Here is a 12,063-nt window from a genome sequence, read left to right on the forward strand (position 1 = left end):
AAGGTGCTATATTCAGGAATCCCCTAAATCCCTCTTTGTAAAAGAGGGACTTGAAGAAATTATCTTCTTGACTTAAAGCTGACATCCACTTTACGTGGACGGAAGCGCCATCCAATAAGCAAAAGCAGAACTGAGAAGATCATCACTGGCCAATCACTGAGTTTCATATACAGCGTTTCGCCCTGCATGGCTGGAAGTTCACCACGTAATACCGCTTCCTGATCCACCGGGGCTTTTTTTACGATGTGGCCATTGTGGTCAATAAAGGCGGTTACACCGGTATTGGTGGCGCGAATAAACCAGCGGCCATTTTCTTTAGCACGCATTTGCACCATTTGCAGATGCTGTAATGGTCCTGCCGTGCCGGTAAACCAGGCATCATTAGACACGGTCACCAGAAAATCACTTTGGCTGGCATTGCGACGGGTCAAATTCGGGTAGGCCACTTCATAGCAAATTGCAGAACCCAATGGATGATTTTTCACATTCAATGGTTTTTGATGATCTGCGCCCCGGGTAAAACCACTCATGGAAGGATCATTTTGCAGACCTGGCAAGACCCAGCTCAGCCAGCCTGATAAGGGGATATATTCACCAAAGGGAACCAGTCGTTGCTTCTTGTATAGGCCATCGGATTCATCGCCACTGGCCATAATACTATTGTAATATTTTGGATAGCCCGCAGTCTGCGATTCGGCTAAATCCCAATATGGAATGCCGGTCACCCATGCAGTGCCTGATTTTTCAGCTTGTACTTTCATGGCCTCCAGAAAGGCTTCAATATCAGTCTGGAACATGGGAATCGAAGATTCCGGCCAGACGATCAGATCACGGCCCCATTCGGTTTTACTCAAATTGGCATAAATCAATAAGGTCTTCACCTGATATTCAGTTAGCCATTTCAAGTCTTGCGGAATATTGCCCTGAATCAGGGAAACCGTTAAAGGCTTTTGATTTTTTTGCTCAACAAACGTCAGCTGTGCTGCGCCCCAGGCACCGAGTAATAAAACTGCCGAAGGAATAGCCCAGAACAGGCGTCTATTCAGAATTTCAACCAGTGCACAGGCCAGAATGATCACCACGAAAGACACCCCGAACACCCCGAATAAAGGCGCATAAGCATCCAAGTAGCGTTCGGTAAAGGCATAGCCAGCAAATAGCCACGGGAAACCGGTAAAGACCCAAGTCTTGGACCATTCAAACAGCACCCAGAGCGGGGCAAAGGTTAAAGGGGTTTCTGGGAAAAAGCGGCGGTAGACAAACGTTTGAACGGCACTAAACAGTCCCATCACCAGTGCCATAATCAGGATCATTACAACACTGAGAAATGCGCTGGTATCTCCATAGACATGAATCGAGGTATACAGCCAGAATGCACCGACAAACCACAAGCCAATCCCATAAGCCCAGCCAATGCCAAAAGCCTGTTTTGCGCTACGTCCGCGCAGGCAGGCATAGAGTAATGCCGGAGACAGAATCGCCAGCCACCAGTAATGATAGGGAGCCAGTGCCAAACTAAAAATGGCACCTGCGAATAAGGCAATTAAAACAGGATAGATCAGCGGCAAAGGTTTTTGCTGTTGAGACGAACTCAACAGCTTATCGAAATACGCTCTCATTGGCGCACGGCTCGAATTAGATGAATAGAGCGTGAATCTGCCTCAAGAATGGTAAATTGCCAGTTTTCCAGTTCAATGGTTTGACCTTCAAGGTCACTCACCAGACCAATTTCCTGTAATAACAAGCCACCCATGGTTTCCACTTCATCATCAGGGAAAGTCGCATCCAGCATATTATTGAAATACTCAATCGGGGTCAGCGCTTGTACCACCCAGGTATTGGCCGTAGCCGGATCATTGTCCGGAACGATGTAGTATGCTTCTTCATCAGCATTGTCATGTTCATCTTCAATTTCACCGACAATTTCTTCCAGAATATCTTCCAGTGTTACCAGACCCGAAGTCGTACCGTATTCATCAATCACTACGGCAATATGCGTCTGGGTATTTTTCAGCATGCGCAGCACCTGATCGGAGCGGGCACTTTCCGGAACAAACAAAGGCTGACGCATAAGCGCGCGAATATCGACCTTGGCCGTCGGCTCAGTCAGAAAAGGCAATAGATCCTTGGCCAATAGAATGCCGACTACATTGTCGGTCTGATCGGATGAAAATACCGGAAAACGTGAATGCGCAGATTCGACCAGCACATGCAGGATATCCAGCAGTTGGTCATCTTCCTGTAAGCTGATCATAGACGTGCGAGGCGTCATGACTTCACGAATTTTGGTTGCCGGGAGGTCAAGAACGCCCTCAAGCATGGCAACAGTATCGGGTTCTAAAAATCGACGTGAATCTTGTACTAATTTTAGCAGTTCGTCGCGAGTTTCGGGTGCAGTTCCCAGCCATTTGCGTAAGCCGCGCATACCCCACGACGGGCCTGATTCCTCGTGCATGATTTTTCCTGAAGACTCTTAATATCTAAAAAAACGTGGTTTTATCATACCGCAGAAAATACGCTTGTCTATTGTAAATATGATGCAGAGTCTTGATCGTACGAGTCAGGCCTGATTTTGAAACTGGCCACGTATGCAAAGCAGCAATGTAATCGCAGCTTTATGCTAAAATATGGTGGTCTTTCCATCCTGAGTCTATCGATGTCCCCAACTGAAATTATTCCAAGTCTGCAATTGAATACCCGAGGTTTACGTTGTCCTGAGCCAGTGATGATGTTGCATCAGGCGATCCGTAAATCCAAGGCAGGTGATGTGGTTGAGGTGTTTGCCACGGATAATTCAACGTCGTGGGATATTCCAAAATTCTGTATGCATCTGGGACATGAGTTGCTGTTACAGGAAGAACGACTGGATGAAAATGGCAATAAAGAATTTCATTATTTAGTGAAAAAAGGCGGCTAAAGAGATAAATGACAGATGAGCTCAAACATTTGTCTTATTTAGAAAATAAAATTTCAAAAATCTGCTTAATTAAATAGATGAATGGACAGGAACTGAAATTATTAATCTTTATCCATAAATAAACCCGCTTAAAAGCGGGTTTATTTTTTATCTGATGATCAGATTACATATTCGGGTATAAGCTCGCGTAAGAATTATCCAAATTACATATTCGGGTAATTCGGACCACCACCACCTTCCGGTGTCACCCAGGTGATGTTCTGGGACGGATCCTTGATGTCACAGGTCTTGCAGTGTACACAGTTGGCTGCATTGATCTGGAAACGCTTGGAACCGTCATTATTTTCCATAATTTCATAGACACCCGCCGGGCAGTAGCGCTGTGCAGGCTCGTCCCATTTCGGCAGGTTCACTTCAACCGGAATTGAAGCATCGGTCAGTTTCAAATGCGCTGGCTGGTTCTCTTCATGCACTGTATTCGATACAAACACTGAAGACAGACGGTCAAAGGTCAGCTTGCCATCCGGTTTTGGATAGTTTGGCTTGAAGCTTTCAGCTGCCTGGGTTTTTAGCGCCGCATGGTCTTGAACCAGATCATGCAAGGTGAAAGGTACTTTAAACACGTTCTGGTCGATAAAGTTGAATGCACCCCCGATCCATTGACCGAACTTGTGCATTGCCGGGCCAAAGTTACGCGAGTTGTATAACTCTTCTTTTAGCCAGCTATGGTTGAACTTGTCGGTATAAGCAGTCAGTTCTTTGACAAAGAAATCTTCACCTTCAGCCACACGTGCCACCGTCAGATCACCGCCTTTTTCTACACCGGCCGCAATCGCCTCAAATACCGCTTCACCGCAGAGCATGCCGGATTTCATCGCAGTATGTGAGCCCTTGATCTTGGCAAAGTTCAGGAAGCCGGCATCATCACCAATTAACGAGCCACCCGGGAAGGTGAATTTTGGTAATGAGTTAAAACCACCTTTGGTCACAGCACGCGCACCATAAGAAATACGCTTACCACCTTCCAGATACTGCTTGATCAATGGATGGGTTTTCCAGCGCTGCATTTCCATGAAGGGATACATATGCGGGTTGGTGTAAGACAGATCTACGATCATGCCCAGAGTCACCTGGTTATTCTCAGCATGGTATAACCACCAGCCACCTGAAGAACCAGTTTCATTTAGTGGCCAGCCGGCACCGTGCATCACCAGACCCGGTTTATGCTTGGCAGGATCGATTTCCCAAAGCTCTTTAATGCCGATACCGTAGTGTTGCGGATCAGCGTCCTTGTCCAGGTTGAACTTCTGGATCAGACGTTTACCTAAGTGACCACGACAGCCTTCAGCGAAAATTGTGTATTTGGCATGCAGTTCATAACCCGGGGTAAAGTTATGCGTTGGTTCGCCATCTTTACCAATACCCATATCACCGGTTTGGATGCCTTTGACTGTACCATCGGCATGATACAGAATTTCAGACGCGGCAAAGCCCGGAAAGATCGACACTTCCAGTTCTTCCGCTTTCTGGCCTAACCAGCGCACCACATTGCCCAGTGAAATGACATAGTTGCCATCGTTATGCATGGTTTTAGGCACCATCCAGTGCGGTGCTTCCTGTGATTTTTCATCTGACAGCAGGAAGAAGGTTTTATCTTCAGTCACCGGGACATTCAGCGGGGCACCCTGTTCTTTCCAGTCCGGGAACAGCTCGTTCATGGCACGCGGTTCAAGCACAGCACCAGACAGAATATGCGCACCGACTTCGGAGCCTTTTTCTACGACACAAACGGACAAATCGTTTAAGTTGTTTTCAATTGCAAGTTGACGGATTTTGATCGCAGCAGAAAGACCCGCAGGGCCTGCGCCTACGATGACGACGTCAAACTCCATCGATTCACGTTCGATGTGTTCCATGTAGGACTCCTCATATTACTATTCGGTGGCAACCATAATCATATGATTGGGTGCTGCCATAAGTGTTCTTGGTTCCTAGACACAAAAATGCTGGTGTCTTTGATAATCTGGGCTAGTATAGTTTTAAAGCCGGTTTTAGCCAATTGGCTGAAACATATTATTTTTCCGTCATTAAGGTCTTCTTTTATGGATAAGCCAGTACCCAGCACAAATCCGACGAAAAAAGTAACTTATCCCGATGATAAAAATTTAATGGATATCGCACAATACTTAAAAGATGCACAGGGCAGTCACAAAAGGTCAATACCCCCTTTGGAGCAATGGCAGCCAAAGCATTGTGGCACAATGGATCTCAAGGTTTTAGCCAACGGCCAATGGTGGCACGAAGGTCAATTGATCAAGCGTCAGCCGATGATTGACCTGTTTGCAACGGTGCTCTGGAAAGAAAACGATAAATTCTATCTAAAAACACCAGTAGAAATGATTGAAATCGAAGTTGAAGATGAACCTTTATTTGTCAATCAGGTCGATCAGGTTGAGATCAATGGAGTGACTTATCTGCAACTGGGCACAACCACGCAAGACCTGATTATTGTCGATGCTGAACATCCAATCTTTATGCGTGAATACAAAGGTGAGTTGAGGCCTTATGTGCATGTGCGTTTTGGGATTAATGCACTGATTCAGCGTGCGGCATTTTTACATCTGGTCGAGATGGGAGAGCTTGATGAAAATCCGGCAGGCGAAACCGTTTTAAGTTTGAAAAGTGGTGATTTAGACTTGCATTTGAGCACCTGAGGTTTAAGCTTGATCGCTAGAAATTTCAAACAAGCTACCTGCAACGTTATGAGCGCTATTCAACCAATTTCCCAGTTATTAGACCCGATGCCCAATGCCACGGCAGATGCGCCTATTGGCATTTTTGACTCAGGCGTAGGCGGCTTGTCAGTCGCCCTGGAAATTGCCCGCCATTTGCCTAATGAACGCTTTGTCTATTATGCGGATACTGCGCATGTGCCTTATGGCCCGAGAGATGATCAGGAAATTCGTGCCTTGACGGCTCAGGCGATTGAATGGCTTTATCGTCAAGGTTGTAAAGTTGCGGTGGTGGCTTGTAATACCGCTTCCGCTTTTAGTCTGGATTATTTGCGTGACTATTATGGTGAAAACTTTCCGATTATCGGTTTAGTACCCGCACTTAAACCGGCCGTCCTGAATACCCAGTCGAAAACTGTGGCGGTATTGGCCACGCCTGCAACCTTCCGCGGCCAGCTGATTAAAGATGTCATTTCCCGTTTTGCCGAACCGGCTCAAGTCAAAGTCCTGCCCGTGACCAGTCTGGATCTGGTGCCTTTTGTTGAGGCTGGAGAGCAGATGAGTGCAGCCTGTTTGCAGACATTAAAAGAGATTTTACAACCAGTTGTAGATCAGGGCGCTGATTATTTAGTATTAGGATGTACACATTACCCCTTCCTAAAATCGTCAATTCAGTATATTTTTGGTCAAAAGCTGACATTAATTGACTCAGGATTCGCGGTTGCAAGACAAACGGCCCGAATTTTAATTAAAAATGGGTTATTATTTGAGCATGAGTCTAAAGAAAGCGTGAAAATTGAATTGGTGGTGAGTGGGCAGAATGCTGAACAGCTCCGACCGATTTTGCAGCACCTGATTCCGGCCGATTTAAAATGGCAGGTCAGTAATATGAGTGCAGTTTAAAACTCATTTTTATAATTTAAGAAGAAAGATATTTTGATTTTGGGGTGGCCATATTGGGTAAAGAAGCATGTGATAATGCATTTTTACGCAAATGTACAGGAGAAGAGGATAGCCCATGCTGGATAAACGGTACCAAGTGTTCATCTCAACCTCTGGGGCAGAAATGCAACCGGAGCGTATCATTCTGTCTCAAACACTGGTAGGAATGGGGTTTTTCTCGTGGGGACTGGAACAGCGTACACCGCTGAATACTGCATTTGCACGCCGCCAGATTGATGATTGTGATTATGTCGTCATTCTGCTGGGCAGCCAGTATGGGGAGCAGTCGGTATCGGGTGTCGGCTATATGCATCTCGAATATATTTATGCAGTGACCAAGCAAAAACCGATTATTGTGTTTATGCATGATGATCCGGCATCACGTGAAAGTGCATTACATGATGCCAAACCGGAATTAAAAGAAAAATTTAAGGAATTCCGTCAACTATTACAGCAGGAAGTCGATCAGGTCTTTACTTACCGCAGCCTGCGCGATCTGGAAATGGCAGTGCGTTTTAACATGCCGCAAATGCTGGAGCGCTATCCGGTGACCGGCTGGGTGCGTCCGCAAAATACCCAGGCGCTGCATGACGAGATTGACCAGCTTAAAGCCAAAGTGGCTCAACTGGAACGTGATGGCGGAACTGCAGAAGTTGATCCATTCCTGAGCTTGCCCAAAGTAGCGATGCATGAAATTTTTTCTTTTGAATACCGGATGCATGCTTATCAGGATGGTAACTTCAAGGAAATCAAAGTCCAGAAGAAACTGACTTGGGCGCAATTGTTGACGCTGCTGGGTTCAACTTTTGTCAATCCCACGCCTGAAGAGTTTTTCTCAAAGCGCATGAATGAATATCTGAATGAAACCGGTTTGCAGGATGCACGGGTGCAGATGCCGCGAGCGCATGCTGTCGCGCGTGCCCAGATGAATATCCGTGCCTTGCATAGTTTAAAAATTCAAATGCGCCAGAATGACTGGATTGTACCATCCGGTCGTGATGACCGACAGCGCATGCTGTGGCAGATCACGCCAAAAGCGCAAAAATTGCTAGATAGCAGCTTGCTGGATTTAGATCGCACTTTTCAATATAAGTCAGCGTATTAATCCATAGAGAGAATAAATAAAAAGCTGTTAAAGTACAGGGGTTGATATCCTGACGGACGAACTGAATGTATTCTCCTGCTAAAGCGAAAGTGACGATTGTATTGGCAAACTTGGGCACACCAGATGAGCCTACGATTCCAGCGGTACGCCGTTTCCTCAAGCAGTTTTTATCTGACCAGCGTGTGATTGAAATTCCCAAACCGATCTGGCAAATCATTCTGCGCTTATTCATTTTGCCCTTCCGTCCAAAGCGGGTAGCACAGGCCTATGCGCAAGTATGGGGACAGGATTCGCCGATGCGTGAAATTCTGTTTGAGCAGGTCGCAGCAGTCAAGACGCATCTCACCCAGCTGTATCCGCAGTTTGAGCTGAATGTGGTACCCGCCATGACCTATGGCAATCCCAACATTCAGGATGTCTTGGCACAAGTCTCCGCGCAGCCACAGGAACACGTAATTCTATTTCCCCTGTTTCCCCAATATTCAGCCACGTCGACCGCACCTCTATACGATGCGGTGGCGAAATGGGTGGTTAAACAGCGTAATTTACCCGGTTTGACAGTGATCCGGGATTATTATCAACATCCTTTATTTATCCAGTCGTTGGCTCAAAGTGTACGTGATTATCAGGCAATTCATGGTCAACCAGAGAAATTATTGATGTCTTTCCACGGCATTCCACAGCCTTATGCTGATAAAGGCGATCCTTATGCCGACCGTTGCCGCATCACGGGTAAATTGGTGGCGGAAGCACTAGGTTTAAGCGAAGATCAATATGCGATCAGCTTTCAGTCGCGGTTTGGCAAACAGGAGTGGATCAAGCCCTATACCGATGTTTTGCTCGAAGATTGGGCCAAGCAAGGGGTGAAATCAATTCAGGTGATGAGTCCGGCATTTTCCGCGGACTGTCTGGAAACGCTTGAAGAGCTGGCAATCGAAAATGCCGAGACATTTAAAGCACTCGGCGGTGAAAGCTATCGCTATATTCCTGCTTTAAATAGCCGTGAAGATCATTTGCGATTGCTCAACAGTCTGCTCCAGGCTAATCTGGATGCATTGACACAGACACTTGCCCATTAACTTGCCCGAGGTTTTTCACCCCATGTTACAAGTCAAAATTGTTCCAGTTACTGCATTTCAGCAAAACTGTTCGATCGTTTGGGATGCGGACACTAAAGAAGCCATTTTGATTGATGCGGGGGGCGAACCTGAAAAACTCAAAGCTGAAGTTGAAGCGCTGGGTTTAACGGTTAAAGCCTTGTGGCTCACTCATGGCCATCTGGATCATGCGGGTGCGGTGGGTGCATTAAAAAAGGCCTGGAATGTACCGGTAATCGGACCACATAAGGAAGATGCATTCTGGCTTGACATGATTCAAGAAGTTTCGGCACGTTATGGTTTTCCGATTCCGGAAAAAGTTGAAGTGACCCAGTGGCTGGAAGGTGGTGAAGTGCTCAAACTCGGCAATGAGGAGTTCGAAGTGCGTTTTGCTCCAGGCCATACGCCGGGTCACGTGATGTTCTATAACAAAAATTATGACTTGTTATGGACAGGTGATGTCTTGTTCAAAGGCTCAATTGGCCGGACTGATTTCCCGCGTGGCAATCATCAACAGCTCTTAGATTCAATTCAGCGTGAATGTTTCAGCCTGCCAGATGAAACTCAATTCATTTCAGGACATGGGCCGATCAGCACCATTGGTTTTGAAAAGCAGCATAATCCGTTTGTTGCAGGTAAAGCGGGTTAAAAGCGTAAATAAAAGACCAACATAGTTTGGTCTTTTATCTTTATTCTGAAAAGGGATTATTGCGAAGTTGTCGCGTTTGCATGTGTATGAGCCAAGCGGCAAAAGCAAAAAGCACACCCAATACAATAAATAAACTATCTTGTTGGAAAATGCCGACTCCCAACGAAAGAAGTGCGAGTAGACCAACCCCAATTAATATGACTCTTAAAATAATATAACCCATATTATTGCTCTAAAAATAATGTGAAAATTTAGAGTAGAACAATAATACTAAGGCTTTATGAATGATGTTAATTCGTGTTGCTTTATCTAAGTAATTTTATAAAATTCATATGATTTATTTACTTAATTTCGACAAGATTCTGCTTTCAGACAGAATTTTCGACAAGGAAGACATTTTATTCTTCGCTATTATCGGCTTGTGGTGCATCCTGAGTAGGCAGGCTATATTCTTCATTGGCCCAAGCCCCTAGATCAATCATCTTGCAACGTTCTGAACAAAAAGGACGGAATTCATTATCTTCCCATGTGGTCAGCTTGCCACAGCGCGGACAGTTTAAAGTGGTAGGCATGGGACGACTCCAAAGAAAAATAAAGGTTCGATTAGGCAAATATAGCCGCACTTGTTAGACTTATACGGTTTTTATTAGTTTGATCTGATTATGCCGATTCGTCAATTTCAAGCACAGCGTATGCATGCGCCCCGTGATTTTCAAAGCATTAGTCCTGAACCGGTCTGCGTCGAAGTGGGAGCGGGTAAAGGTAAACATGCCTTGTTATTCAGCAAGAATAATCCCGACACTCAACTGATTGCAATTGAACGTACCCGTGAAAAATTTCTGGCGATGCAAAAACAGCATGCGGTTGAGGGTCAAACTAATTTACAAACCGTTCATGCCGATGCTTTACCGTGGATCGTGCATGCACTGTATCCGCAGCAGGTAGAACAATTCTTTATTTTATATCCAAATCCTGAACCGCATAATCCGACACAGCGCTGGGTCAATATGCCATTTTTTGAGTTCCTGCTTTCCCGCCTGAAAATCGGTGGAACGATTACGCTGGCCAGTAATATTCCTACTTATATCGAAGAAGCAGAAACACAGGTGCGAGAGCTCTGGAAGCTGCCTTCTGTCAAAGAAGTGATTGCTGCAGATTCGGCGCGTACCCATTTTGAAATTAAATATCTGGAACGTGGCGAATTATGCCAGCAACTGATCATCAGCAAGCCTGAAAGTTATGTAACGCGCTTTGATGATTTCCAGCCTTTACAAGGGCAGAATGCCACCGTCGCGGAATAAGCAGATGAGCAAACGCATTGCTATTGTGGGCGCAGGCCCCGCAGGCTTAATGGCGGCAGAAGTGCTCAGTCAGTTTGGTTATGAGCTGCATGTCTATGAGCAAAAACCGTCTGCTGCGCGTAAATTCCTGATGGCAGGCAAGACCGGTCTGAATATTTCCCATGCTGAGCCTGTGCCACAGTTTGTACAACGTTATGATCAGGTGGAGTGGTTGTCTCCCTGGATCAAACGCTGGGATGCACTCTGGATTCAAGACTGGATGAAGCAGCTCGGCATTGAGCCTTATATCGGTTCATCCGGCCGGGTATTTCCCACAGAGATGAAAGCCGCGCCCTTGCTGCGTGCCTGGCTCAAGCGTTTGGCTAGTGATGGCATCCAGTTTCATTACCGGCATAAAGTCAGCCAGTTAGAGCAACAACAGCTTGAGCTACATGATCTGAAAAATAATGAACATCGCACTGAACATTTTGATGCCATTATTCTGGCTTGTGGTGCAGTGTCTTGGTCAGCGTTGGGTAGTGATGGGGCATGGCAAGCCTGGTTAAAGCTGGATGAAATTGAGCTTTTCCAGGCCAGTAATGCCGGAGTGGAATATCCCTGGTCTCGATTTATGCAGCCAGTCTTTGGTCAGCCGCTGAAACGTGTTGCAGCATGGTTAGGGCAAGGTGAAAAGACCGTTGGAGATATCGTGATCAGTCATTATGGTCTGGAAAGTGGCCTGATCTATAAGCAGGGTCGGGGTTTACGCGAGCAACTAAAACAGGGGCAGCCGATGCAGCTGCATCTGGACCTCTTCCCAAATCAAAGCATGGAACAGCTTGCGCAAAAATTACAGCCAAGTAAGAAGCAGTCTTTAACTAATGTCTGGCGTAAAGCTGGATTGGACGGTGCCAAGGCGGCCTTAGTACGGGAATTGGTAGCCAAAGCGGTATGGCAAGATGCTGCTGAATTAGCCAAAAAAATTAAACATTTGACCCTTCCACTCACAGGTTTCCGCCCGATTGAAGAGGCGATTAGCTGTGCAGGTGGTGTCAAGCGTGAAGTGTTGTCAGAACAGCTACAATTGAAATCTAACCCACATGTATTTCTTTGCGGAGAAATGCTGGACTGGGATGCACCGACCGGCGGTTATCTACTGACAGCCTGTTTTGCCACAGGGCGTGCAGCGGGTGAAGGTGTGCATCAGTTTCTGACAGCAGATTAAGTCATTTTATAGCTAGGATGATCTAGTATTTATACTGAATGCAGACTCAACAGATCCGGCCTTGTTCATTCACGCTGTTTTAAAGCTGCCAGTTCAGCTTAGATTATTTTTGTATT

Annotated in this window: 13 protein-coding genes; 8 read left to right on the forward strand and 5 right to left on the reverse strand. The window is 46.0% G+C overall.

Annotated elements, in window-relative coordinates:
- Positions 1–59 precede the first annotated feature (59 nt).
- Positions 60–1,619, reverse strand: coding sequence for an apolipoprotein N-acyltransferase (gene lnt / locus F891_RS01355; RefSeq protein ID WP_005261637.1), 1,560 nt, complete (start codon positions 1,617–1,619; stop codon positions 60–62).
- The gene (locus tag F891_RS01360) at positions 1,616–2,455 is read right to left on the reverse strand and encodes an HlyC/CorC family transporter (RefSeq protein ID WP_005261638.1); all 840 of its coding nucleotides are present in this window, start codon (positions 2,453–2,455) and stop codon (positions 1,616–1,618) included. Before F891_RS01360 ends, lnt begins: the two co-directional genes overlap by 4 nt.
- Before the next feature lie 201 nt (positions 2,456–2,656).
- Here F891_RS01360 and tusA point away from each other — a divergent pair, with 201 nt between their 5' ends.
- Positions 2,657–2,917 carry a sulfurtransferase TusA gene (gene tusA / locus F891_RS01365; protein WP_004729361.1) on the forward strand — a complete coding sequence of 87 codons (261 nt, stop codon included), beginning with the start codon at positions 2,657–2,659 and terminating at the stop codon, positions 2,915–2,917.
- Between the two features lie 203 nt (positions 2,918–3,120).
- On the opposite strand, the gene F891_RS01370 is transcribed toward tusA, so the two are convergent.
- The gene (locus tag F891_RS01370; RefSeq protein WP_005261639.1) at positions 3,121–4,833 is read right to left on the reverse strand and encodes an electron transfer flavoprotein-ubiquinone oxidoreductase; all 1,713 of its coding nucleotides are present in this window, start codon (positions 4,831–4,833) and stop codon (positions 3,121–3,123) included.
- A 186-nt stretch (positions 4,834–5,019) separates the two neighbouring features.
- Between F891_RS01370 and F891_RS01375 the strand changes: the two genes are divergently transcribed.
- From F891_RS01375 to F891_RS01395, 5 genes are all read left to right on the forward strand, one after another.
- Positions 5,020–5,631 (forward strand): DUF1285 domain-containing protein, encoded by a 612-nt coding sequence (locus tag F891_RS01375; protein ID WP_005261640.1) that lies wholly within the window; start codon positions 5,020–5,022, stop codon positions 5,629–5,631.
- A 48-nt stretch (positions 5,632–5,679) separates the two neighbouring features.
- Positions 5,680–6,552, forward strand: a complete 873-nt coding sequence (gene murI / locus F891_RS01380; protein WP_004729363.1) for a glutamate racemase — start codon at positions 5,680–5,682, stop codon at positions 6,550–6,552.
- A 115-nt stretch (positions 6,553–6,667) separates the two neighbouring features.
- On the forward strand, positions 6,668–7,696 hold the full coding sequence (locus F891_RS01385) for a DUF4062 domain-containing protein (protein WP_005261641.1): 1,029 nt from the start codon (positions 6,668–6,670) through the stop codon (positions 7,694–7,696).
- Positions 7,697–7,761: 65 nt separating this feature from the next.
- Positions 7,762–8,775, forward strand: a complete 1,014-nt coding sequence (hemH, locus tag F891_RS01390; protein ID WP_005261642.1) for a ferrochelatase — start codon at positions 7,762–7,764, stop codon at positions 8,773–8,775.
- Between the two features lie 22 nt (positions 8,776–8,797).
- A complete protein-coding gene (locus tag F891_RS01395; protein WP_005245863.1) occupies positions 8,798–9,442 on the forward strand; it encodes an MBL fold metallo-hydrolase in 645 nt (214 codons plus the stop codon).
- Between the two features lie 40 nt (positions 9,443–9,482).
- Here F891_RS01395 and F891_RS01400 read toward each other — a convergent pair whose 3' ends face one another.
- Together F891_RS01400 and F891_RS01405 are read right to left on the reverse strand one after the other, a co-directional pair.
- A complete protein-coding gene (locus tag F891_RS01400) occupies positions 9,483–9,665 on the reverse strand; it encodes a hypothetical protein (protein ID WP_004278555.1) in 183 nt (60 codons plus the stop codon).
- Between the two features lie 175 nt (positions 9,666–9,840).
- A complete protein-coding gene (locus F891_RS01405; protein ID WP_004278554.1) occupies positions 9,841–10,014 on the reverse strand; it encodes a DNA gyrase inhibitor YacG in 174 nt (57 codons plus the stop codon).
- Between the two features lie 84 nt (positions 10,015–10,098).
- Between F891_RS01405 and F891_RS01410 the strand changes: the two genes are divergently transcribed.
- Positions 10,099–10,743: a class I SAM-dependent methyltransferase gene (locus F891_RS01410; protein ID WP_171066332.1), complete on the forward strand. Its 645-nt coding sequence runs from the start codon at positions 10,099–10,101 to the stop codon at positions 10,741–10,743.
- A 4-nt stretch (positions 10,744–10,747) separates the two neighbouring features.
- Positions 10,748–11,947 carry a TIGR03862 family flavoprotein gene (locus F891_RS01415; protein WP_005261648.1) on the forward strand — a complete coding sequence of 400 codons (1,200 nt, stop codon included), beginning with the start codon at positions 10,748–10,750 and terminating at the stop codon, positions 11,945–11,947.
- Positions 11,948–12,063: the final 116 nt, after the last annotated feature.

Origin of the sequence: Acinetobacter sp. CIP 101966 (genome assembly GCF_000369725.1) — a bacterium.
GTDB lineage: Bacteria > Pseudomonadota > Gammaproteobacteria > Pseudomonadales > Moraxellaceae > Acinetobacter > Acinetobacter lwoffii_Q.